This window comes from Agrobacterium rubi TR3 = NBRC 13261, assembly GCF_000739935.1.
Lineage (GTDB): Bacteria > Pseudomonadota > Alphaproteobacteria > Rhizobiales > Rhizobiaceae > Agrobacterium > Agrobacterium rubi.
Map to the genome: position 1 here is coordinate 1 of NZ_BBJU01000032.1, position 23,211 is coordinate 23,211.

Sequence of the window (23,211 nt, forward strand, 5' to 3'; positions counted from 1 at the left end):
AACGCCACGAAAACGTCAAAGTTCATTCAGGCATGGTTCACGGTGCAGGTCGCTAAATCACATCACCCTCAACGGAGTGACGCGAGATGCGCAAGATAATTTTCAGCGCGGGAATAATTCTAGGTAGTCTGCTTGCCAACGTCGCCAACGCGATGCCGTCGGTCCAACCATCTGTCCCCTCGGCCTCAGACGTGCAGAAGGTAGACTACGCTTGCGGACGCGGCTTCCACCTTTCCCCACGTGGCTATTGCCGACCAAACGGCCCTCCACGCGAGTATCGCGATCGGTGGGATCGACGTGACCGCTGGGAAGCCAGACGCGAATGGCGAGAACGCCGCGATTACTATGACCAACGCGAATGGCGTGGGCGACATGAGTATCGCGACTACAGATGGTAATGCCTGTATCCTCTCGCGAATATAAACACATCCCGTGAGAGCGTCAGAAGAGCCGTTAGTCAGGGGTCAGTTAAAGCTTTTCCTAATTAAGGAACCAGAGGCCTGTGATGCCGTTACGTGATCATCCAGCAAGGAGGAAAACCAATGGATCATACAAATCACGTTCGCCTGTCCACGACAGAGCTGACCCCAGAGATTCTGGAAGGTGCAACCGTATATGGCGCAGATGACCATAAGGTTGGAAAGGTTGATCACGTGCATGGCGGAACAAGCGGCCAGGTCATTATCGACGTCGGCGGGTTCCTCGGAATTGGCGCAAAGCCGGTAGCGGTATCCCTCAGCGACCTCGATTTCATGCGAGATGAGGACGGCGATGTTCATGCCGTCACTTCCTGGACGAAAGACCAATTGAAAGACATGCCGGAACATCATCACTAATGTAGCCAGGGCTCGGTCGCAAAGACCGGGCCCTAAATCTAACTCCCTCCGAATATCAGAAGATTACAAGACGCCGTACCTGCTTAGCTCGCTCCCCACCCACGCACCTGCTGTCCACCAAAGACCATTTCAGTCGGCATCTGAAAAATAAAATAGGGATTGAGCACGGGTAGCGCCGTCGCTTTTTCCAGCCGTCGCATATGTTCATCCTTCAGCACAATGTCGAGCGAGGCGATGTTTTGGGTGAGTTGCTCTATCCGGCTGGCGCCGATCAGCACTGAGGAGACGCCAGGGCGTTTCGCTACCCAGGCAAGCGCCACTTCCGCAGGCGAACGACCAACCTCTGACGCCACAGTCTTCAGAACATCGACGACATCGAAGTTACGGTTTGTGAACAGCATGCCGCCGAACGGATTGTCACCGTTAAGGCGTCCATCGTTTTCACTTTCTGCCACAAATCCGGCCTTGTCTGGCAGACCGGGGACACGGTTAGAGTCGCTGATTTTTTCGCGGTCATATTTACCCGTCAGCAAGCCAGCCGCAAGCGGGCTCCATGGCACCACACCTAAACCAAATTCGGCACCTGCCGGAACAAGGTCCAGCTCTACGCCACGGTCGATCAGCGAATAGGCGTATTGCAAACCGATTGGCTTGGGTAGGCCGTGCGCTTCGGCAAGCGTCGCGACCTTTGCGACATACCACGCGGGCGTGTTGGAGAAACCGTAATGCAGGATTTTGCCTGCGCGAACCGCATTGGCCAACGTCTGCAGAACCTCTTCTGCTGGCGTCGTGCGGTCCCACACATGCATCCAGTACATGTCGATGTAATCGGTCTTTAGCCGCATCAACGAGCCTTCTATGCCCATGCGGACGTTCTTGGCACCGTTACCACCCCATAAAGGCGTGCCCTGCCCGCGCGGAAAGCCGGATTTAGTAGCGATCACCAATCGATCACGTGTGCCGCTGTCGGAAACGAACGTGCCAAGCATTTCCTCGCTGCGGCCAGCAGAATAGACATCCGCGGTATCGATGAAATTGCCGCCCGCTTCAACATAGGCATCGAATAACGCGCGCGAGGTTTTGTCTCCAGCACCCCAGCGCTCTGCACCAAAGGTCATGGTGCCGAGTGCCAGCGGGCTGACAATCAGGCCGGACTTGCCTAGCGTGCGGTAACTAGTGAGATCCATCGGTGTTCTCCATCGTTGTGATACAAGAGCATGTATCGTCAAGCCTGCCTCAGGATTAGCCGTTGATCACGGCATGAACTTGTGAACACAGTGCATGAATGGAACGAAACGAACTCAATGATCTGCTCGCCTTCGCGGCGGTGGCACGCGAGCGCAGCTTCACCCGCGCCGCGGCCATTCTCGGCATGTCACCCTCTGCTTTGAGCCACGCGATGCGCGGACTGGAGGAGCGGCTGGGGGTCCGGCTCTTGTCGCGCACGACGCGCAGTGTGGCGCCGACCGAACCGGGTGAGAGGTTGCTGCAATCGCTCAATCCGGCCCTTGCCAATATCGAAAGCGGGCTGGAAGCGCTGGCGGAGTGGCGTGACAACCCGTCCGGCACAGTCAGGATCACCACGTTCGCCTACGCGGCGCGCATGGTCCTTCTACCCAAACTGCCTGCCTTCCTGCTGGCCAATCCGGATGTCCGGGTTGAGGTCAATATCGATGATGGCCTGACGGATATCGTCGCGGCTGGCTTCGATGCCGGTATTAGACTGGGAGAAGCCGTCGCCAAAGATATGGTCGCTGTGAAGCTTGGGCCGGATTTGAGAACGGTGGTGGTCGGAACGCCGTCCTATTTCGGCCGCTACCCTCCGCCGTTGACCCCCTATGACCTCGAACGCCACGCCTGTATCGGATACCGGCTGACAACCTCAGGCGGACTACTGCCTTGGGAGTTCCAGAAGGACGGCAAGGAAATCAATATCCGCACCAGCGGCCCTTTGGTCGCCAATGATGGCGATCTGCCGGCGGCGGCCGTTCGTGCAGGTGCGGGACTGGGTTATATCATGGAGCATGACGTCGCTGAGGAGATCGCTGCGGGGACCCTCGTCCAGGTCTTGAAGGACTGGTGTCCCAGCTACCCCGGATTTTACCTTTACCATCCCAGTCGCAGGCAATCGCCATCAGCCTTAAGGGCACTTATCGCTGCGCTGAAGGTCGGATGAAATTTGCATATCTAGGCGTGTCCCTGACCAATGCGGCCTCGCGGTCCTCATGATCCGGGCCCGTGCCTAGCATCGGCTTCCACATGGGGGTCATCACAGCAGCCGGGTGGATAGAGTTGCAGCGGATGTTCAGATCTGACTGGCGCAATAGAGAGCGACGCTCTTGGTGTGGTTGCGAACTGCCGCTTTGGATGAGGCATAGGCCGCAGCATCGGGATCCAACCAAGCCCGAGCGGGACGAGATATTGATGATCGAGCCTCCACCATTTTCCCGCATTGCCCTCATAGCACAACGGCAACCGAGGAAAGTCCCATCTGAATTGACAGCATTGACGGCACGCCAATCGGAAAGTTCAGTGTTTTCCGGATCATGAGCATGCGGAGTGCTGTCGACTGGTCCCGCACACCCCGTGATCCCGGCATTGTTGACAATCACATCAATCCTCCGGAACTGACAGGCAATCTCCATCCAATCGTTTTCCGAGGAAACATCAAGTCTGACGAACGTCGCTCCGATTGCTTTTGCTATATTCTGACCGCCTCAACGTCTCTGTCAGTGACAATGACATTCGCCGCTTCGTCAGCGAAAGCTCGTGAGATAGCGGTGCCGATGCCGCGCACAGCCCCGGTTACGAGTGCGGTTTTCCCCTCGGGTCTGGGCATAAGTGAACCCTTATTGCGAATGACAACTCAAGATGCGCGATGTTCTAAAATGCGACATCAATGGTGCTGGTCCAGACTATAGGTCAGCAGTGTTCATGGTCTTACACTCCTGTTGGCCCATCCTGTCTACCCGTGCCCGATTAACCAGTTAAGAATGGAGGTCCAACGTACATCGCCATGCTTGCTATTTGAAGCCGTCGCGAAGGAAGATGACGGCATCCCTTGCCTCCTCTGACGATATAGTGTGACCGACCCCAGGATAGATTTTGGAAGTCACCGTGAAGCCTGCCGATCGCAGTTGGCCAGACGCGACTGTTGTCGCCGCCGGCGGAATTGTCTCATCCTCTGCACCATGCATCATCAGAATATCTGTTCGTGTCGAAGATGACGCAGGCGGCAGAGGCAACAGCCCTGCAAAAGTGACGAGAGCGCCGACCTTCCAACGACCCGACGCCACTCCATCCAGCGCCATGATGGCGCCTTGCGAGACCCCGACGAACGCCACCCGGTCCAGCGCGTCTTCGAACCCCTCACGTTTGACGATCTCAGAGACCACCCTGTCGAACGCTCGACGCGCGGCGTCTATCCGCTCGGGGCGCATGATCTGGTCATCGACTGCAAACCATTGACGACCACCTGACTTGTGCGCAAACGGCGCGTCTGGCGCAACAAATACTGTGTCCGGCAGCGTCGCCTGCCAGGAGTTCCCGAGCGCTTCCATCACCGACCCTCGTCCTCGGATGCCGTGGAACAGGATCACGAGATGATCCGCACGCGTTCCTACTCGAGAAGCGGTCGATTTGGAGGCGCTTTCCGCCTGTACCATGTGCAAGGGTTTGGCAGCAGGGTCGACCTTAGGCGACACCATTTGGGGTCCTGTTTCCGCAGCCATCACAACACCTGGACTTGCCGCAACGTAGATTGCGCCAATGAATATGACGAATAGGGAGAAGATGGGGGCGAGATTGGAGGGCGTCATGGGACTTTCCTGTTGCATCCCCTCAACTTTCACCCGGAACGTTCGTTCCGGTCCACAGCTACGCCGCCACTGACAATCTCGTTATTGCCACCTGCCTGCTCCAATCACCAGGCCGCTGCGCCGGGAACAACCTCGCACATGTCCCGTTTCAGAACGAGGCAGCACTGCACACTCATGGAGATTTCAATGCAGCGATTTGCAGACAAGGTTGTCGTCGTGACTGGCGCTGGTTCAGGAATAGGCAAGGCAACGGCGGAGCGTTTCCTCAGCGAGGGCGCAATGGTGGCCCTGGTCGGCCGCACGAAGGAAAAGCTTGAGGGCGTCGCCAAGCCCTATCCTGAAGATCGGGTTCTGCTCGCCGAGGCCGACATTTCGAATGACGGTGACGTAAGAGATTTGATTTCTCGGACGGTCGAAAGATTTGGGCTTCTGGACGTTCTCGTCAACAATGCAGGCGTTGTCGCGCAAGGCGATGTCAGCACACTCACCACAGATGATTGGCGCAAGGTTATGGCGACAGATGTAGATGGCGTCTTCTACGCCTCCCGTGCGGCCATCCCACATCTGAAGTCGTCGCGCGGCTCCATCATCAACGTCAGCTCGGTTTCCGGCACGGGTGGTGACTGGGGTATGGCGGCATACAATGCCGCCAAGGGTGCCATTACCAACCTCACGCGGGCGATGGCCATGGATCATGGCAAGGACGGCATCAGGGTTAACGCAGTGTGCCCGAGCCTGACGCGCACCGGAATGACCGAGGAGATGATGGGCGACGACAAGCTGATCGCGAAATTCAACGAACGCTTCGCGCTTAGGGGACCTGGCGAACCAGAAGACGTTGCGGCGGTGATCGCATTCCTCGCAAGTGACGACGCTCGGTTCGTGACAGGCGTCAACCTGCCTGTCGACGGTGGAATGTCGGCGTCGAACGGTCAGCCACCCCAGTAAGATATAGAACGGACCCTAGGGCATTCCCTTTGGGGCCGTCACAACCTTCAATCGGCAGGTCGTTTGTCTTCTGCCGCGGGCCAGTCGTTGGCTGGCTCCTCGATAATATCATCATCTGCAGGATCTGGATCATGCTCATGAGCGACCAACATGCTGTTGATCTCCACGACAATGACACTGCAAGCGTCCTCATAACTGACGCCGTTCACAACGAGACCATCGACCAGCTCTTCGAGCTTGGAGCGAACCTCACGTTTCCAATCATCGGTCATTTCTCTCTCCTTTGTTTGACGGGTTTTTCAGTAAGTTCAATCCAGACTGGCGCGTGATCGCTGGTGTGCTCCCAGCCACGGACATGCTTGTCAACGACGGCTTTTGTCAGCTTCTTTGCGAGGTCAGGACTTAGTAGAAAGTGGTCAATCCGAAGTCCGGCGTCACGGACGAATGCATTCCTAAAATATGCCCAGAAGGTGTAGACGCGTTCGTTCGGATGGAAATGCCGAACCGCATCCGTCCAGCCTTGGGCCACCAGATTCGTATAAGCTGCTTTGACCTCGGGCCGGAACAGCGCGTCGTCTATCCACCGCTCAGGTTTGTAGACATCGAGATCGGTCGGCATGACGTTGAAATCGCCGACGAGAGCTACGGGAACCTCGAGCTCGAGCAGTTCGTCCGCGTAGGAATGCAGTCGCTGAAACCAGTCTAGTTTGTATTGGAACTTCGGCCCTGGGACTGGATTGCCGTTGGGTAGGTAGAGGCATCCAACAACCATTCCGTCGATGACAGCCTCGATGTAGCGACTTTGGCTGTCTTCCGGATCACCGGGCAGCCCCCGCCTTGTCTCAAGCGGCTCCTGACCTCGTGCAAGGATAGCGACACCATTCCATGATTTTTGGCCGTGCCAGATCGCACCATATCCTGCGCGTTCCAGCTCTTTGCGTGGAAATTTGTTGGGCGGTGCTTTCAGTTCTTGCAGACAAACGACATCAGGTCGTGCCTCATCCAACCAACGAAGGAGGATGTCGAGGCGACCATTGATACCATTGACGTTATAAGTGGCGAGCTTCACCGAAATATGTCAGCGCTTGCGATCACCTTTGTCGCCCTCGCCTGACTTCGTATCATTCTTTGCGTCATGGCGCGCATCGGCCGAAAGCGAACGGGAGACATCGACGCTCTCCTTGAACTTCCCGTCTTCATCGCGGCGGACGTAACGCTTGTCAGTGCCGGTATCGATCAATTCTCGCTTGGTCATCAAATCTTCCTTTTGGTTGCTGTGCAAGGAAAACGCGCCCCGCTGTCAAAAGATGCATTCGAATCAGCGACCTAAGACAGACTCGCAAAACGGGAGGCCGCATGCGCCTAAGTCATTGAAAAACGATTCGTTTTAGCAAGGAACGATTCGCGCACTGATTCGGTTGAATCGCGTTGGTTGTGTGAGGAGTGCGCGTATCATGGGTTCCCCGAGAGCAAACTGGAAAGGCTTCATCAAGTTCGGCGAAGTGTCCTGCGCGGTGGCGCTTTACACCGCAGCCTCAGCATCGGAGCGGATCGCTTTCAACACGCTCAACAGAGAGACCGGAAATCGGGTCAAGCGCGAGTTCATCGATGGCGAAACCGGAGACCCTGTCGAACGGGAAGACCAGGTCAAAGGCTACGAGACCGAGAACGGACAATACATCGTTCTTGAACCGGAAGAAGTCGCAGCCGCCGTCCCCGACAGCGACAAGACGCTGACGATCGAATCCTTCGTTCCCTGTTCTGACATCGACACCGTGTATTTCGACAAGCCCTATTATCTGACACCAGACAAGATGGGTACGGAAGCATACGTCCTGCTTCGCGACGGCATGAAGGAGGCCAAGGTTGCGGCTATCGCACGGACCGTGCTGTTCCGCCGCCTCCGCACTGTCCTCATCCGCCCACATGGCAAGGGCCTCATCGCTTCCACTCTCAACTTCGACTACGAGGTTCGATCGTCGCAGGAAGCCTTCGAGGATCAGCCGGATGTCAAAAGCGATCCCGAATTGCTCGAGATTGCCGAACTGATCATTGCAAAAAAGAAGGGCAGCTTCGACGCCAGCACCTTCGACGACCGGTATGAGGAGGCTGTAGCAGAACTCGTCAAGGCTAAGATTGAGGGGCGGTCGCTTCCAAAGAAGAAAGCTGCACCGGCCGCCAAGGCCGTCGATCTGTTGCAGGCCCTGCGTCAGAGCGCGGGCCTGGAGACCAAGAAAACCAAGTCCAAACGGACCGCTGCCAACGCCAACGCCGGCGAAGAAACTGCAAAACCAAAAAAGGCGACCAAAGCAAAGGCAACGGCCGCACCGACCCGTCGCGCTGGTTAAGAGGAGATCATCATGGCTGTCCGCCCCTATTGGAAGGGTTACCTGAAGCTCTCCCTCGTCAACTGTGCCGTTCAGATGATGCCCGCGACGTCGGAAAGCGAGAAAGTGCGGTTTCACACGCTCAACCGCGCCACCAACAATCGCGTGGTCAGTCACTACGTGGATTCCGTCACAGGCAAGGACATGAAGGAAGAAAACGAGGTCAAGGGTTACGAACGTGGCGAAAACGACTACGTCATCCTTGAAGACGAAGAGCTCGAAAATGTTGCACTCGATAGCACCCGGACGATTGATATTTCGACGTTCACCAAACGTAACACCATCGAATGGATATGGCTCGACACACCATATTACCTGTCTCCGAATGAGAAAATCGCGCAGGAAGCTTTCTCTGTGATCCGCGACGCTATGGCGTCGCAGGACATGGTCGGAATTTCGAGGCTGGTGATCTCGCGCCGGGAACGCGCCGTCATGCTGGAGCCGCGCGGCAAGGGAATTGTCTTGTGGACGCTACGGTATGGTGACGAAGTCAGGGACGAGGATAGCTACTTCGACAGCATCGCCGATGAAGAGCCCGACGTCGTCATGATGCCACTTATCCAAAAGATGATCAAAAAGCAGACGAAGCCATGGGACGCGAAGATGGTCGTGGATCCTGTGCAGGACCGTCTGCTCGACATCATAAAGGCAAAAAGGAAACAGCAGAAAAAGCCGAGCCGAGGCACGACGAAAGCGCCTGCTTCCCCTGCCAAGCCAAGCAACGTCATCAACATCATGGACGCGCTCAAAAAATCGGTCGCCGCAGAAACACGCGCAAAATAAGGCCCGTCAGGCAGACGCCTTCCGGGCTTTGCTCAGCCGCTTGATAGCCTGATCCAGCGACCTGTGGCCCTCACTGTAATCCTGCCAAGCGGTGCTTTGCTTCAAAAGACCCGGCACGGTCCTAACCGTGAAGCGTGTTGGATCGAGGTTAGCCTTGACCTGCGACCAGGTTAAAGGCATCGACACCGTAGCACCTGGACGTGCTCTTGGAGACAACGGAGCGACAGCCGTCGCCATTCGGTCGTTGCGCAGGTAGTCGAGGAATATTCGGCCTTCCCGCTGGTTCTTCGCCATCTTGATAAGATAGAGGTCCGGATTATCGCGCGCCATATCCTGACAGACGTCATGCGCAAACCCCTTCGCTTCGTCCCAGCTCAGCTCCTTTCCCCTGGGCGCGACAAGCGGCGTCACGACGTGTAATCCCTTTCCACCTGTCGTCTTGCAGAAACTGACAAGGCCCAGTTCTTCTAGCCGGTCGCGTATCTCGCGCGCGGCGTCGACGACTGCTGGAAACTCAACGTCCGGGCCTGGATCAAGATCGAATACCAGCCTGCCCGGAACTTCGGGCTGATCGGGCAGGCAATTCCAGGGGTGAAGTTCGATCCCGCCGATCTGGGCAATGGCGGCAAGTCCTTCAACACGATCAGTCTGTAGATAGGGCTTCTTGTCACCAAAGACCGTAACGAGCTCCAGAAGGTTCGACGTTCCAGGCATAGCGTGGCGCTGGAAGAATTGCTCACCACCAATGCCATCAGGGCTACGAAGGATCGAGCATGGCCGACCTTTGATGTGATCAATCATCCACGCTCCGACGGCCTCGTGGTAATGGGCGAGGTCAACCTTGGTGACAGGCTTTTTGTCACCCGCGTCTGGCCAGAGCGCCTTGTCGGGGCTTGAGATCATAACGCCCATGACCTCTTCCTTTGCGCCTCTGCGGGAACGCTTGGGTGGTGGCTTGTCGGTCTCGGGATCAGGGACATCCACATCCGATGGCGTTGCGGGCTCTTCGGCTTCCACCTCCGCAGCAGGCTTGTCTTCGCGCAGCCCCTTGAACGCACCCTGTCGAACTTGGCCGTCCGCGGTCCATCCGGCGAATTCGATCTCGGCGACGAGCTCGGGCTTGAGCCAGACGATATCGTCTGACGTCTTCGGTGCCCCTATTCCTGTGAATGGAGATTTGGCCGCTTCTATCTCTTGAAGCTTCGGCAGAAGTTGTTGGACCGTCTTCGCGCTATACCCTGTACCGACACGCCCGACATAGACGAAGTGCTTGCCGCTGAAGACGCCAACCAGCAGCGATCGAAATTTTCCATTGGACTTGGCGTAGGCGCCGATGACCACTTCATGACCAGCGCGACATTTGGATTTCGCCCATGTCTTCGTCCGGCCGGACGCATAAGGAGCATCTGCCTCCTTGGAGACGATACCCTCGAGCGATAGACGGCATGCTGACTTCAGCACGGCGTCGCCGCCCGTCTCGAAGTGTTCGACGAAACGCAGGCGTGCGTCCTCGCCCGCATCGGACATCAGTGTTTCCAAACGGGATTTGCGCTCCGTCAGGGGGAGCTCTCTCAGATCTTCATCACCAGTAAACAGCAGATCGAACGCGAAATAGACAAGATCGTCGGTCGTCCCCTCAGACAGTGCTGCCTGCAAAGCCGCGAAGTCGGGTGCACCTCGCTCGTCGAGCGCGCAGATCTCACCATCAATGATGCAGTCCGGAAGCGCCGACGCCGCCTCCGCAATCGCAGGCCATTTGGATGTCCAAACCAGACCTTTGCGGGTCTTCAGCGTCACCTCACCGCCAACGACACGCATCTGCACCCGGTAGCCGTCGAATTTGATCTCGTGGATCCAGCCTTTGCCCGCGGGTGGACGTGTTAGGCTTTCGCAGAGCTGCGGGGCGATAAAGTTCGGCATCGCCGTTTCAGTGTTGTTTGACTTGGCTGCCTTTGGTCGAGCCGACCTCTTCTTCGGCAACGTCTTCGTGCCAGCCTTGCGCTCCTCGGCGGCAAGACCCTCATTGCTGTCCCACACCGCGTCTGCCTTAACTGTATCGCCTTGCGTCATAAATGGCTTGGGCTTTTTCCCTTTGCCAGCGGCGATTGCCTCCATGGTTCTATCGGAAGCGACCGACGTCAGATTGTCATCCAGTACCGCTGATCCGTTGTCGTCGACCGCATAGTCGTCGCGGTGTTTGATCAGCAACCAGTTGGTACGCTTGCCACCGTCGCGGTCGTTGCGCATCCTCACTAAAACAAAGCTTCCATGCAGTCGTTCACCTTCCAAAGTGAACTTGAAATCACCCTTCGCCAGTGCCTCCTCGGGGGTCTTGTTGCCCTCGGGCTCCCAGTAGCCGCGATCCCACAGCATAACTGTGCCGCCGCCATATTGACCCTTCGGTATCGTTCCCTCGAAATCGCCATAGTCTAGGGGATGGTCTTCGACCTCAACTGCAAGCCGCTTGTCATGAGGATTAAGAGAAGGACCTCTGGTCACTGCCCAGGATTTGAACACTCCATCGAGCTCGATACGAAGATCGTAGTGCAGTCGTGTCGCATCATGCTTCTGGATGATGAAGCGGCGACGGCTGGACGCCTTGACTTCGACCTCTCCGCTTGGCTCTGACGTCTGCTTGAAATCGCGCTTGGACCGGTACTTGCTGAGATTGTCGGCCATGGCATCCACCCCTAATCACCAATGCGGGACCGCTTTAGGCGGCGCCCGATACCCGAAATGCCCCAGCCTCGCCGAGCCCACGCTGAACCGCGGAAATCTTGTCGGACGGAATGTCGGCGGACGCTTCGATCTCACCCTCGAGAGGAGCATCGCCGCGCACCGAAGCGCTTTTCGAGACATCGCCACCAGATGCAACTGACCCTGATGTGTTCTCTGCGGTAGCTGATTGAATACAAATGTCAGGACGCGAAATCCCGTGCTGCTGAACGAGATGATCAACCGCTAGATTGGAGGCAGCGCGCGTATTGAATGTCGCACGGATTGTGGTGGTGCTGTCGTCGGCCATGTTGATATCTCCTAATAGGATGGTTGAAGGCCTAACCCGTCGCCGCCAGGTTAGTTTCCAAAAAAATGCCTTCAAGCGGATAGATAGGCCGCCGAAGGCAAAATGATTGGCGCTTTGGCGATGCGTCCTAGTGCTCGATGCTTAACATCTTCACGTGGGACAGATGCGTCTCAAGGCTGGGCAACGTTTCCTTCGCGAAGCCAACGACGGTCTGATCATCACCGGACCCCGCGTAGGTCCGAAACAGTGCAATCGCCTCCATATGCGCTTGCACCTGCATGTCGAGGTAAAGCATGTCGAAGTCCTTGCCTTTGGCAGTCTGCAACTGATCCATCATTTTCTGCTGCCTGGGTGCAAGAACGATTGGGGACGGCAGTGGCTCACCCTTCTTATCCAATATCCCCTTCAGCTTCTCGCCTGCCTTCTGGTGGTCGGCGATGATCATCTTTGCCGCATCCTTGAGATCGGCTGACTCCGCGTTCTGCAAAGCCAATTCGCTGGACTTGATCTCGAACTCGTTGGCGCTTGAGACAACGCTGACGAAGGTAGGCCGATCCATGACCATCATGGGTGCGGCATCGCCAGCAGGCTTGGCTTTCTGTTCTTGCGCCATAACAGGCTGGGCGAGCATGGCGACGGATAATGCCAAGTAGGATAGGTTTGAGAATTTCATATTCATGGTCCTTTGTGGGGCGATCACTTCGTTTTGGAAAATGCTTTTGTGAGGTCGGCATTGGCAGCATCGACAGCGTCCTTGGCCTTATCCACCACCTTGGCCATTCCGAAGAATTCGTGGGTCACGCCTTCATAATTCAGCGCATTCACCATCACGCCAGCAGCCTTGAGCTTGTCAGCGTAAGCTTCACCTTCTGAGCGTAGCGGATCGATCTGCGCAGTGATCACTGTTGCAGATGGCAGTCCCTCAAGGTCATTGCGACCGACGAGATTGATCCGGGGATCTGCGGTCTCGTTTTTTGACGTGAACACATTCGAGACGAACCACTCCATATCGGCTTTGCCAAGAGGCGCTGCATTGGCATTTTCCTGATAGGATGGCGTGTTCATGTCGTTGCCAGCGATGGGATAGACCAGCAACTGGTGCACCGGCATCGTTGTCTTCTTCTCTTTTGCCATCAATGCGACGTTGGCCGCCAGATTGGCACCAGCGCTTTCACCCGCAACGGCAATCCGCTTGGCGTCGCCATTCAAAGTGTGAATGTTTTCAACTGTCCATGTATATGCAGCCCAGGCATCATCATGCTGAGCCGGGAACTTGCTTTCCGGCGCATGGTGATAATCGGCAGACACGACGATGGCTTTCGATCCCAGCGCAAGCGCTCTTGGTGTTGCGTCATAGGTGTTGATATCCGCAACAACCCAACCGCCGCCATGGAAGTACAGCACGACAGGAAATGGCCCCTTACCTTCGGGGATATAGACGCGGGCGGGTAACGCCCCGGCTGCACTTGGAATGGCGATATCCTTCGTGGCTAGGCCCGCCTCTGGCATCGGCGAAATCTTCTTGTCTCGCTGAACTGTGCGTGCGGCATCGGCAGCACTTGCCTGCGTGCGCGCTTGTGGCACAGTCAGTCCGGAAAAGGGCTTTACGTCGAGCCCTTTCAAAGCGTCTAGGACAGCCTGCATCTGCGCATCGGGCTTTGCCTGCTCAGTTTGCTGCGATTGTTGGGACGGCTGTGCTGGAGCCGGTTGCTGCGCCCATACGGTTGCCGAAGACGAAAGTAACACGACCGCTAGGCTCGCGGCGCGAATGGTAGAACGTGAGATAGGCATGAGACTTCCTTCGAAACTATGGTGTGACATTTCGTTATTGCTTGGGTGGTTCGATCTTCTGCTGGTAGGTCCCAACGAGTTCGCCCTTTCCGATGACATGGCCCGACATGGCAGCCAGGAGCGCGTCACGGTCAGATGTCGGTGGCAGATCGATCATGGAATCGAGAGCGACGATCTGGATATGATAGTGATGCGGCTTGTCGCCCGGAGGTGGCTTCGGTCCGAAATAGCCGTGTGTTCCAGACGTGTTGCGACCCTGCAAAACGCCTTCCGGCTCGACCAGGCGAAGCTGCTCCTGTAAGCCTTCTGGAAGCGTCGTCACCGTCGCGGGGATGTTCCATGCCAACCAATGAACGAAGGGCTTGAGCGGTGAGGAGTCAGGGTCCTCCATGATGAGGGCGTAGGACGCAGCCTTTGGTACAGCACTCCATTTAAGGGCGGGTGAGACGCCGTCGGCATATTCGCTATATTTTGCTGGGATCGCCTGATTGTTAGGGAACGCCTCTGTGGAAACCGTGATTTTGCCTTGTGTGTCGGTCTCGGAACGCTTCAAAGCCAACGGCACATCTGCGCCTTTTTTTGCCTGTGCCTCCATGACATCTGACGGTGTCATCGCCGCCGTCTCAGCCTTTTTCGCATCACCCGTATAGGCAACGCGATAAATGACACCATTGGCATCATCCGCCATCAGCAGCGAACCGTCCTTGGCGACGGCAAGACCGACAGGGCGAGCAAAATGCGTCTTTCCACCATCTGATAGAAAGCCAGTCAGGAATGGCTCGATGGTTTTGGGCTGGCCGCTCTCGAAATGAATACGGACGATTTCATAACCCGACGCGGGGTTACGGTTCCATGACCCCCGCATGGTTGCAAAAGCATCTCCTGCAAATTCTTCAGGAAACGCAGTGCCTTTATAGAACTTCATCTGCATTGGAGCAGCATGAGCGGTGTAGCCGATTACCATTGGCCGGCTCTGGTCGCGCCATTGCTCTTTCGTCACGCCGCCAACCGGCGTGGATTGTGGATAGATGTCACCCGCGCCATAGACGTGCGGCCAGCCATATTGCTTGCCCTGCTCGATCTTGTTGAGTTCCTCGGCCTGAACCTCGTCGCCCATCAGGTCGATGCCGTGGTCCAGCCCCCAGAGTTCCCCGGTCTGCGGCTGCCAGTCGTAACCAATCGTGTTGCGCAGGCCGGATGCGAAGATCGTCCGGCTCTTGCCGTCCGGCGTCGCGCGAATGATCGTTGCATTTTCGGGGTTGCTTTCGTTGCATGCATTGCAGGTGGAGCCAACGCTGATGTAAAGCATCCCGTCAGGGCCGAATTCGAGGACACGGTTCGGATGCTGGCCGGAATCCGGAAGATCGCCGATGATCATCTCGAGCTCGCCAAGGGTCCCATCGGCCTTGATGTCGGCAACAAAAACCTCTTTCACCGTGGCGAGATAGAGCCTGTCACCCTTGATTGCCAAACCATGAGCCTGCGCGCGAGACACCACCTGGATGGGCGCGCCATCAGCCTTGCCATCGTTGTTTTCGTCCTTGAGAAGCAGCACATCGCCTTCTTCCCGGCGGCTGACATAAATGAAACCTTTGTCGGACACGGCGATGATGCGGCTGTTGCCAAGTCCTTGGGCGAAGGGCTTCACGGAGAAGCCATCGGGCACCTTCAATTGTCCTACCCGCTCGCTTGTCGGTGCGACCTTGTTGGGCTTGAACACGTTGGTGGTGACTTGAACTTCAGTTCCATCGCCCTGCTGGGCATAGGACGTACTGCAAGCAAAAAGTGCCGCGACAACAGACGCAGCGCCAGTAACACGACGTATCATTAGGTGCTCCTCCAAAGAATTCACACGCCGAACATGCGAGACTCTCCAAAGTTCCCCTTCTTGACGCTGCCTGCATTAAGTATGCGCACGCGTCACCAAGCAACGCGGCCTGAATAGATAACAGCGACCGTAGTTACCGCGATGCGGCATTTGCGGCCCCGACCCTTGTAAAGCGACGTTCAAGGCTCGTTGAAGGCTGACACATGGAGAATGATCCTGCCTTCGGGATCATTTCTGAAAATCAGGCCTCCTCGCGCCTTTGATCTTCCAGGAACATAGTCGAGTACGGTGCTGGCTCTCTCGACGACATCGGACCCATCACGGATTTCTCCGAGGACAGTGACCTGCGAAGCCGTCGCGCTTGCAACGTTCGACACCTCGAAAGATACCTGAAACCCGTTGCTGCGCTGTTCAGAGATGACTACGGTTGCGGCGAGGTCGGGTGATGTATCCTGATCTTTAAACGCGTCGTTTGCGATCCAGAAAATCACCACGAGTACGATGACTGCGGATACCAGTCCGGTGACCCACTCGACCCAGTGCGGATTTTTTGCCTCGAGACTTTTGCCGCCGATTGTTTTGGTCATGAAACCCTCAAAGGATAAGTCGAGCGGCAGCCGCTCCGATCGCACCGGGAAAACTCAGGATGACGATCGCCATAAGCACCTGCGTGGAACCCAGGTCGTCAATGCGATGGAACGACCAGAGACAGTAGGCGCTGATGGATCCTGCTATCACATAGCCAGGTAAGGTAAAGCGCACAAAAGCATGCCAGCTTGGCGTACCCTCCGCGAGATCGTGGCTTCCATGAAATGAAAGCGCGTAAACGAACCCATGCATGACGATCAGCGACACTGCGATAATGACAAGGCCGTGCCAGGGCGTCATCTTAAATGAAAGCAAGATCATCTCCTCGGTGGGCGCCACGTTCAGATTCAAAAACAGCGCACCGACCGCCATCAGAAAAAGTTCGCCGCCGTAACTCGTCTCGCGATTTTGAACTGGATCATCGTCATCCTCAGTTTCTTCATCGTCAGATTTGCCACCCAGTTGGCTACGGCCCAACATCGCACCAATGCTCGCCGGCACCGCCAGCAGAGCAATCATACCCACGATCTCATGGGGCGTCTGACCCGCCTGCAACACGCCTATGGATGGCAAAATCAGGGTGCTGGCAACCATGCCCAAAGCGTAAGCGATGATGGCATCTCGGATAGATTGTCGCAAACCCGAGGTCTCCTCGAACCCTATCCGGCGAGACAAGCCGATCAATAGAGGCAGATTGATCAAAAGAAGGAGCAAAAGCCGGGTGCGATCCATGTAGAAGCCAAGCTCCCACATTTCCATCGTCATAAACATCGGCAGGGCGAACAGAAGAGCGCCCGCAACGCCGCGCGCGATTCCAGCGAGAAATTTGCTTGTATCGAATCCACCACTTGCGCCGTCTTTCGAACCCAATCTCGTTCTCCACAGAATGACTCTGTTCATGCGCGAGGACCGGATCGTCGCAATGCCGAACCTTAGCAGCATCGAAGGGTGCGCGCGACGACAATCACGTCACGCTAATCAAGGACTTTTCAATATCCAACCCACCTGATAGGTTCTCACTTTGTTCGCGGTCATTTTTGACGCGTCCATCGCGGCTTATGGAGCTTCGTCCATACCGAATTTAAAGTAGGCGCACATCAAGGATAACGGCATGGCGGTTGCCTATCTGGAAAAACTGAACGAGCAGCAGCGCAAAGCCGTCGAGCATGGCGTCGGGCTCGCTGAGGGCAACACGGTAGGGCCTCTGCTGATCATTGCAGGTGCCGGCTCTGGTAAGACCAATACGCTGGCTCACCGCGTGGCCCATCTTATCGTCAATGGTGCGGACCCGCGCCGCATTCTGCTGATGACCTTTTCGCGCAGAGCCGCGTCTGAAATGGCCCGCCGCGTCGAGCGCATCTGCCGCAATGTGCTGGGTGCCAATGCTGGCATCATGACAGACGCCCTTGCCTGGTCCGGCACGTTCCATGGCATCGGCGCGAGACTGCTGCGGATGTATGCCGAGCAGATCGGGCTCAACCTGGACTTCACCATTCACGACCGGGAAGACAGCGCTGATCTTATGAACCTCGTGCGGCACGAGCTCGGATTTTCCAAGACAGAGAGCCGTTTCCCGACCAAGGGCACCTGTCTTGCGATCTATTCACGCGCAGTCAACTCGGAGACGCCGCTGAACGAGATCCTGCGCCAGCACTATCCATGGGTCGCCACATGGGAAGAACAGTTGAAGGAATTGTTCGGAGCTTATGTCGGGGCCAAGCAGTCGCAGAACGTGCTCGATTACGATGATCTTCTGCTCTATTGGGCACAGATGGTCAGCGATCCCGATCTCGCCGACGATATCGGCAATCGCTTCGATCATGTCATGGTCGATGAATATCAGGATACCAACAAGCTCCAGTCGTCAGTCCTGATGGCGCTCAAGCCCGGCGGGCGTGGCTTGACCGTCGTCGGTGACGATGCCCAATCGATCTACTCGTTCCGGGCAGCGACGGTTCGCAACATTCTCGACTTTCCAACATCTTTCAGTCCGGCGGCGGACGTTATCACACTCGATCGAAATTATCGTTCAACCCAACCCATTCTGGCGGCAGCCAATGGCGTGATCGAACTGGCGCGCGAACGTTTCACCAAGAACCTGTGGACCGAACGGGAGTCGCTCGAGCGACCCAAACTCGTGACCGTCAAGGACGAGACCGAACAGGCCAATTTCATTGTCGAGCAGGTGCTGGCCAATCGTGAGACTGGCATGATGCTGAAACAGCAGGCTGTCTTGTTTCGCACCTCCAGTCACAGCGGCACGCTTGAAGTCGAACTCACCCGTCGCAATATTCCGTTCGTCAAATTCGGCGGTTTGAAGTTTCTCGACAGCGCCCATGTGAAGGACATGCTGGCCGTGCTGCGTTTCGCCCAAAACCCTCGTGATCGGGTCGCTGGTTTTCGTCTTCTGCAAATGTTGCCCGGCATTGGACCAAAGAAAGCCGGCACCATTCTCGACACGATCGCGTCCGATCCCGAACCTCTCCTGGCGCTTGCTGAAATTCCACCACCACCGAAGACTGGCGAGGACTGGACGTCGTTCGTTCAATTGCTGGCAGGGCTTCGCAAAACGCAGGAAGGCTGGCCATCGGATATCGCGCGAGCTCGCCTGTGGTACGAACCCCATCTCGATCGCATCCATGAGGATGCCGATACTCGTAAGGCCGACCTCCTGCAGCTAGAGCAGATCGCCGGCGGCTATCCTTCGCGCGAACGTTTCCTGACCGAACTGACACTCGACCCACCGGATGCCACAAGCGATCAGGCGGGCGTACCGCTGCTCGATGAAGACTATCTCATCCTATCGACCATCCATTCCGCCAAGGGGCAGGAATGGCGTTCCGTGTTTATGCTGAATGTTGTCGATGGCTGCATACCATCGGACCTGGGGACAGGAACGACGCAGGAGCTCGAGGAGGAACGGCGTCTGCTCTATGTCGGCATGACGCGGGCCAAGGATAGCCTGTCGCTCATCACCCCGCAGCGGTTTTTCACGCACGGTCAGAACTCGCAGGGCGACAGGCACGTCTATGCATCGCGTTCGCGGTTCATCCCGGCGACGCTGCTACAGTATTTCGAACCGACGGCGTGGCCTAAAGTCTCGGCCGCAGCATCTGAGCGTAGTGCCCAGCAGATCCGCATCGATGTCGGCGCACGCATGCGCGGCATGTGGAAATAGGAGCGACGGATGTGTAACCTCTACAACGTAACCACAACCCGTGACGCCGTCCTGCAGTTCACCAAGGCGTTCCGTGATCTGGCAGGGTGGAACGAGGCGAGCTTTGATGTCTATCCCGGCTACCAGGCTCCCATTGTTCGCATCGCCGAGGATGGTCAAAGAGAGATCGTCCGCGCGACATGGGGCATGCCCTCGCCTCCGGCTTATGTGAAGAACTACGATCCCGGCGTCACCAATATCCGCAATGTCGCGTCGCCGCACTGGCGTCGGTGGCTCGGACCGACCAGTCGGTGCGTCGTTCCCTTCACGTCTTTTGCGGAACCGGATCCTGCAAGCAAAGTCGGCGGCGGACGCGTGCCGAATGCCTGGTTTGCCAAGGATGAGACCAAACCCCTAATGTTCTTTGCAGGCTTTTGGACGCCTTGGAAAGGCATCCGCAAAGTCAGAGACGGAGAGCAGGAGTACGAGCTGTTTGGATTCCTGACGACGTTGCCCAACGAGATCGTTTCACCCATCCACGAAAAGGCCATGCCTGCAATTCTGACGACGCCAGAAGAAGTCGAGACGTGGCTGACGGCCCCTTGGGACGCGGCGCGTCACCTCCAAAGGCCCCTGCCCGGCAACATGCTTGTCATCGTGCCTCCGGAGACAAAGCCCGACCTGCAGGAAGAAGGGCTGTTGTTGTGAGAACATCGTGGTGTATCTACCTGGCTCGGGAGCGAGTCGACTTCTCTGGGAAGCACAAGGTCAATCGGTAAGGCCCTGACATGCACCCCGTTCGCAAGATCATTCACGTGGATATGGATGCCTTCTACGCCTCCGTCGAACAACGTGACAATCCAGAGCTCCGTGGCAAGCCGCTGGCGGTCGGGGGATCTGCTGCCCGCGGCGTTGTGGCGGCCGCGAGTTATGAGGCAAGAGCCTTCGGCGTCTATTCAGCCATGCCATCGATCACTGCCAAACGAAAATGCCCTGATCTGATTTTCGTGCCCCCTCGCTTTGAGGTCTATCGCCAGGTGTCACAGCAAATCCGCGAGATTTTTGCGGAGTACACCCCCGTCATCGAACCGCTGTCGCTAGACGAAGCTTATCTTGATGTCACCGAGAACCTGAAACGCATGGAGATCGCTACTGAAATTGCTTTGGAAATCCGCGCAAAGATTAAGGAAGTCACGGGCCTAAACGCATCGGCTGGAATCTCATACAACAAGTTTCTGGCGAAAATGGCGAGCGACCTGAACAAGCCCAATGGTCAGGCCGTGATCACGCCGAAGAACGGCCCGGGCTTTGTCGAGGCCCTGCCCGTCAAGAAATTCCACGGTGTTGGCCCTGCCACGGCAGAGCGGATGAAACGACATGGCATCGAAACGGGTTGGGATCTAAAATCAAAACCCCTTTCGTTCCTGCAACAACATTTCGGGAAATCAGGTCCGTACTTCTACGGTATCGCCCGCGGCATTGATGAGCGGCAGGTCAAGGCCAACCGCGTCCGAAAATCCGTCGGCGCCGAAGATACTTTCGTCGAGGACATCGACGCGCTCGATCTTGCCCAGGCCGAATTACGACCCTTGGCCGAAAAGGTCTGGCGGTACTGCGAAGCGCACGACATCAGCGGAAAAACCGTGACCGTCAAAATCAAATATTCGGACTTTACCCAGGCGACACGAAGCAAGACGTCCGGTTCAAGTGTTCCAAGCGTGGAGATGATCCATGAGATCGCTGATGCACTGCTAGCGTCTGTCTTCCCGTTCAAAAGGCCGGTCCGGCTTTTGGGTATCACTCTTTCCTCCCTCACCACCGAAGAGGGTATCCAAACACCACAGCTTGATCTCGGATTGTGATTGAGACGATTCAAGAAGTAGCACTGCATTGGTCTCTAAAGGAACCAAAGGCCCTATGTTGGATTTCATACGTCACCCCACAGGAGGCCGTGTATGAACAAAGACACAAAAGCTCAACGAGCAATCGAAGAGACTGACAAGAAGCCAGTCGATCGCCGAGACTACCCCGCGGCCGGACCTCACGCGAAGAAACGTTTGACTGACGAGAGTAAGACACCGGGCACTGGAGCGTTGTCTGACCGCGAAGACGAAAGTGTCTCTCCAGGCGGTGGCTAAACCGTCGTAGGAGCTTTCGCAAACCGATCGTGCACCACCGCACTCAAATTTGGTTGGCATCGAGGGCGGTCCTCCTCCAAAACACGATCGGCATACTCCTGGGTTCTGCAGAAGGAACTAATACACGCACATACAGTTAGACAGTCTCTACAACCATAAATTTTATAAGGAGACTTTCAAATGGGCCGTGGCATATTACTCTGGATGCTGGGTATTCCCCTTCCGATCATCATCCTCCTCGCCATTTTTCTACGATAGGAATGGCGATGTCATTATCTGGCGCTACGGGTGCAATACCCGTCGAATCATCCCAGACTGCGATGTCGTGGGGCCCTATCATCGGTGGAGCTGTCGCTGCGACAGGCGTCACTTTGATACTACTGCTCCTAGGCTCGGGATTTGGCCTCACCATGGTATCGCCCTGGTCGGGCGAGAGCAGTTCGGCTGCCACTCTAGGTGTCACAGCGGCGATTTGGCTGATAGTCGTTCAATGGCTCTCTTCAGCGGTCGGCGGATATCTGACCGGGCGACTGCGGACTAAGTGGGCAGCCGTCCATACGGACGAAGTGTTCTTCCGAGATACCGCGCATGGCTTCCTGAGCTGGGCTCTCGCCACAGTTCTGGTCATAGGTTTTCTCGCGTCGTCGCTGACGTCTCTCGCCGGAGCCAGTGCTTCTGCCGTGGGCTCTGCGGCCTCGACTGCTACCATGGCTGGAGCTGCATCGGCCGCGTCTTCGGCTAGCGGAGCTGATCTATCGACTTCGTATTTCACCGACACACTTCTGCGGCCGGAACGGGTCACGGCAGAAGCGACAACAGACAACGCCGCAGCAGTGTCTGAGGTGTCCCGGATTCTCCTCCAGGGCGCCGCGAATGGTGAAATAACCGATCCCGATCGTGCGTACGTCGCCGCTATCGTATCGGCCAGAACAGGTCTGAATGAAACGGACGCTCGTGCGCGTGTCGATAGAGTGCTCGGCCAGATCGAAACGGCCAAGGTGAAGACACAGGACGCAGCCGATACCGCACGCAAGGCAGCGGCGACCACCGCTCTCGTGGGTGCAATCTCACTGCTGGTCGGGGCATTTATTGCTTCAGCCGCTGCAGCACTTGGCGGCAAGCAGCGTGATGATGAAGAAGACTTATTGATCTCACGCGGTTAATCAGTGCTTGAAAATGTTTGGGGTGCCTTTGGCACCCCATTGCTTTTTCGAACGTCTGTGAACCGTTCGATCTATTCCGTAAAACGGTTCGTGGTTTTGTCAAGCCGTGAGGTCGTGAAGATCGGTCGTTATCGGCGGGCCGACTGAAAACTCTGAGAACCGGACATCCAATCCGCCTCGCTCCGGTGTACATGCTGTCAGCCCGACGAGATAATGAGATACCTCTGGAAACGGGGCAAGACGCAGCAATGGCCACGTTCTACCATCTGACGATGCCTGGATGCGCATCGCGCCACTCTTCAGAGTAACCCGGATGTAGAAATCCTCCAGTCCTTTGAACGGCTGGGATACTGACCAATCGGACTTCCCATCGGTTATGACGGCACTCAGGAAACGTTCCCCGTCGGTAAATTCGACACCCGTCTTGACCCATCGATTTTCATCGATGCGCACCATAAGACCGGCCTGATCATAAAGGGACCGGAACTTCCCCTGCACGCGAACATGCGCTGTAAAGCCATCATCAACGGCTATACCGAGGAAGTGCCCACTATCGCGCGTAAACCCATAATGGGTCTTGCGCCAGAAATCGGTGTTCGCATCCGTCGTCACGGTAAGCGCAGTTTCCGTCGCCTCCCACACTGCCGGCTCGTTGAGCCAAATAGCTTCTTTAAGATTAACTTTCACAGGGTCATTCTCCGAAGCTGAAGTTTTCTGGGGTAAATAGGTGAGCCGTCACTTCACGCGTG

The 23,211-nt window shown here is 56.5% G+C and carries 25 protein-coding genes; 10 read left to right on the forward strand and 15 right to left on the reverse strand.

Annotated features, from left to right (window positions below; genetic code table 11):
- Nucleotides 1-86 precede the first annotated feature (86 nt).
- Both RRU01S_RS26570 and RRU01S_RS22985 read left to right on the forward strand, forming a co-directional pair.
- Nucleotides 87-398 (forward strand): GCG_CRPN prefix-to-repeats domain-containing protein, encoded by a 312-nt coding sequence (locus RRU01S_RS26570; RefSeq protein WP_081880177.1) that lies wholly within the window; start codon nucleotides 87-89, stop codon nucleotides 396-398.
- Between the two features lie 144 nt (nucleotides 399-542).
- The gene (locus tag RRU01S_RS22985; RefSeq protein WP_045232568.1) at nucleotides 543-836 is read left to right on the forward strand and encodes a PRC-barrel domain-containing protein; all 294 of its coding nucleotides are present in this window, start codon (nucleotides 543-545) and stop codon (nucleotides 834-836) included.
- Nucleotides 837-919: 83 nt separating this feature from the next.
- Here the strand turns inward: RRU01S_RS22985 and RRU01S_RS22990 are convergent, their stop codons facing one another.
- Entirely contained in the window at nucleotides 920-2,023 is a 1,104-nt protein-coding gene (locus RRU01S_RS22990; RefSeq protein WP_045232569.1) for an aldo/keto reductase, read from the reverse strand.
- Between the two features lie 98 nt (nucleotides 2,024-2,121).
- On the opposite strand from RRU01S_RS22990, the gene RRU01S_RS22995 reads away from it, so the two are divergent.
- On the forward strand, nucleotides 2,122-3,012 hold the full coding sequence (locus RRU01S_RS22995; RefSeq protein WP_045232570.1) for a LysR family transcriptional regulator: 891 nt from the start codon (nucleotides 2,122-2,124) through the stop codon (nucleotides 3,010-3,012).
- Here RRU01S_RS22995 and RRU01S_RS23000 read toward each other — a convergent pair.
- The 3 genes from RRU01S_RS23000 to RRU01S_RS23005 all read right to left on the reverse strand — a co-directional run bounded on the left by RRU01S_RS23000 (nucleotide 2,987) and on the right by RRU01S_RS23005 (nucleotide 4,654).
- A complete protein-coding gene (locus RRU01S_RS23000) occupies nucleotides 2,987-3,541 on the reverse strand; it encodes an SDR family NAD(P)-dependent oxidoreductase (RefSeq protein WP_369346780.1) in 555 nt (184 codons plus the stop codon). The genes RRU01S_RS22995 and RRU01S_RS23000 overlap by 26 nt on opposite strands.
- Nucleotides 3,538-3,675 (reverse strand): SDR family NAD(P)-dependent oxidoreductase, encoded by a 138-nt coding sequence (locus RRU01S_RS26795; protein WP_327787144.1) that lies wholly within the window; start codon nucleotides 3,673-3,675, stop codon nucleotides 3,538-3,540. The genes RRU01S_RS23000 and RRU01S_RS26795 overlap by 4 nt, the downstream gene beginning before the upstream one ends.
- A 184-nt stretch (nucleotides 3,676-3,859) precedes the next feature.
- A complete protein-coding gene (locus RRU01S_RS23005) occupies nucleotides 3,860-4,654 on the reverse strand; it encodes an alpha/beta hydrolase (RefSeq protein ID WP_234936197.1) in 795 nt (264 codons plus the stop codon).
- A gap of 186 nt (nucleotides 4,655-4,840) precedes the next feature.
- Here RRU01S_RS23005 and budC point away from each other — a divergent pair, with 186 nt between their 5' ends.
- The gene (gene budC / locus RRU01S_RS23010; protein WP_045232613.1) at nucleotides 4,841-5,602 is read left to right on the forward strand and encodes a meso-2,3-butanediol dehydrogenase; all 762 of its coding nucleotides are present in this window, start codon (nucleotides 4,841-4,843) and stop codon (nucleotides 5,600-5,602) included.
- Nucleotides 5,603-5,649: 47 nt separating this feature from the next.
- Here budC and RRU01S_RS23015 read toward each other — a convergent pair whose 3' ends face one another.
- The 3 genes from RRU01S_RS23015 to RRU01S_RS23025 are packed head-to-tail and all read right to left on the reverse strand — an operon-like array spanning nucleotide 5,650 to nucleotide 6,857.
- Entirely contained in the window at nucleotides 5,650-5,874 is a 225-nt protein-coding gene (locus RRU01S_RS23015) for a hypothetical protein (RefSeq protein WP_045232571.1), read from the reverse strand.
- A complete protein-coding gene (xth, locus tag RRU01S_RS23020; RefSeq protein WP_045232572.1) occupies nucleotides 5,871-6,671 on the reverse strand; it encodes an exodeoxyribonuclease III in 801 nt (266 codons plus the stop codon). The genes RRU01S_RS23015 and xth overlap by 4 nt, the downstream gene beginning before the upstream one ends.
- 9 nt (nucleotides 6,672-6,680) lie before the next feature.
- The gene (locus RRU01S_RS23025; protein WP_080803337.1) at nucleotides 6,681-6,857 is read right to left on the reverse strand and encodes a hypothetical protein; all 177 of its coding nucleotides are present in this window, start codon (nucleotides 6,855-6,857) and stop codon (nucleotides 6,681-6,683) included.
- A gap of 199 nt (nucleotides 6,858-7,056) precedes the next feature.
- On the opposite strand from RRU01S_RS23025, the gene ku (RRU01S_RS23030) reads away from it, so the two are divergent.
- The gene (gene ku / locus RRU01S_RS23030) at nucleotides 7,057-7,950 is read left to right on the forward strand and encodes a non-homologous end joining protein Ku (RefSeq protein WP_045232574.1); all 894 of its coding nucleotides are present in this window, start codon (nucleotides 7,057-7,059) and stop codon (nucleotides 7,948-7,950) included.
- Between the two features lie 12 nt (nucleotides 7,951-7,962).
- Complete coding sequence (gene ku / locus RRU01S_RS23035; protein WP_045232575.1) at nucleotides 7,963-8,772, forward strand: non-homologous end joining protein Ku; 810 nt, start codon at nucleotides 7,963-7,965, stop codon at nucleotides 8,770-8,772.
- A 6-nt stretch (nucleotides 8,773-8,778) separates the two neighbouring features.
- Here the strand turns inward: ku (RRU01S_RS23035) and ligD are convergent, their stop codons facing one another.
- From ligD to RRU01S_RS23070, 7 genes are all read right to left on the reverse strand, one after another.
- Nucleotides 8,779-11,451, reverse strand: coding sequence for a DNA ligase D (gene ligD, locus RRU01S_RS23040; RefSeq protein WP_045232576.1), 2,673 nt, complete (start codon nucleotides 11,449-11,451; stop codon nucleotides 8,779-8,781).
- Between the two features lie 34 nt (nucleotides 11,452-11,485).
- A complete protein-coding gene (locus RRU01S_RS23045; RefSeq protein ID WP_045232577.1) occupies nucleotides 11,486-11,797 on the reverse strand; it encodes a hypothetical protein in 312 nt (103 codons plus the stop codon).
- Nucleotides 11,798-11,924: 127 nt separating this feature from the next.
- Nucleotides 11,925-12,470 carry a DUF4142 domain-containing protein gene (locus tag RRU01S_RS23050; protein ID WP_045232614.1) on the reverse strand — a complete coding sequence of 182 codons (546 nt, stop codon included), beginning with the start codon at nucleotides 12,468-12,470 and terminating at the stop codon, nucleotides 11,925-11,927.
- Nucleotides 12,471-12,493: 23 nt separating this feature from the next.
- Complete coding sequence (locus RRU01S_RS23055; protein ID WP_045232578.1) at nucleotides 12,494-13,588, reverse strand: alpha/beta hydrolase; 1,095 nt, start codon at nucleotides 13,586-13,588, stop codon at nucleotides 12,494-12,496.
- 34 nt (nucleotides 13,589-13,622) lie between these two features.
- Nucleotides 13,623-15,416, reverse strand: coding sequence for a YbhB/YbcL family Raf kinase inhibitor-like protein (locus tag RRU01S_RS23060; protein ID WP_108722721.1), 1,794 nt, complete (start codon nucleotides 15,414-15,416; stop codon nucleotides 13,623-13,625).
- 179 nt (nucleotides 15,417-15,595) lie between these two features.
- The gene (locus tag RRU01S_RS23065; RefSeq protein WP_045232579.1) at nucleotides 15,596-16,003 is read right to left on the reverse strand and encodes a TIGR02588 family protein; all 408 of its coding nucleotides are present in this window, start codon (nucleotides 16,001-16,003) and stop codon (nucleotides 15,596-15,598) included.
- 7 nt (nucleotides 16,004-16,010) lie between these two features.
- Entirely contained in the window at nucleotides 16,011-16,874 is an 864-nt protein-coding gene (locus tag RRU01S_RS23070; RefSeq protein WP_045232616.1) for a TIGR02587 family membrane protein, read from the reverse strand.
- 241 nt (nucleotides 16,875-17,115) lie between these two features.
- Between RRU01S_RS23070 and RRU01S_RS23075 the strand changes: the two genes are divergently transcribed.
- The 4 genes from RRU01S_RS23075 to RRU01S_RS23095 all read left to right on the forward strand — a co-directional run bounded on the left by RRU01S_RS23075 (nucleotide 17,116) and on the right by RRU01S_RS23095 (nucleotide 22,462).
- Nucleotides 17,116-19,182 (forward strand): ATP-dependent helicase, encoded by a 2,067-nt coding sequence (locus tag RRU01S_RS23075; RefSeq protein ID WP_045232580.1) that lies wholly within the window; start codon nucleotides 17,116-17,118, stop codon nucleotides 19,180-19,182.
- A 9-nt stretch (nucleotides 19,183-19,191) separates the two neighbouring features.
- Nucleotides 19,192-19,869: an SOS response-associated peptidase gene (locus RRU01S_RS23080; RefSeq protein WP_045232581.1), complete on the forward strand. Its 678-nt coding sequence runs from the start codon at nucleotides 19,192-19,194 to the stop codon at nucleotides 19,867-19,869.
- Between the two features lie 80 nt (nucleotides 19,870-19,949).
- The gene (gene dinB / locus RRU01S_RS23085) at nucleotides 19,950-21,023 is read left to right on the forward strand and encodes a DNA polymerase IV (RefSeq protein ID WP_045232582.1); all 1,074 of its coding nucleotides are present in this window, start codon (nucleotides 19,950-19,952) and stop codon (nucleotides 21,021-21,023) included.
- A 542-nt stretch (nucleotides 21,024-21,565) separates the two neighbouring features.
- On the forward strand, nucleotides 21,566-22,462 hold the full coding sequence (locus RRU01S_RS23095; RefSeq protein WP_412674301.1) for a hypothetical protein: 897 nt from the start codon (nucleotides 21,566-21,568) through the stop codon (nucleotides 22,460-22,462).
- Nucleotides 22,463-22,561: 99 nt separating this feature from the next.
- Here the strand turns inward: RRU01S_RS23095 and RRU01S_RS23100 are convergent, their stop codons facing one another.
- The gene (locus tag RRU01S_RS23100; RefSeq protein ID WP_045232585.1) at nucleotides 22,562-23,149 is read right to left on the reverse strand and encodes a DUF1349 domain-containing protein; all 588 of its coding nucleotides are present in this window, start codon (nucleotides 23,147-23,149) and stop codon (nucleotides 22,562-22,564) included.
- Nucleotides 23,150-23,211: the final 62 nt, after the last annotated feature.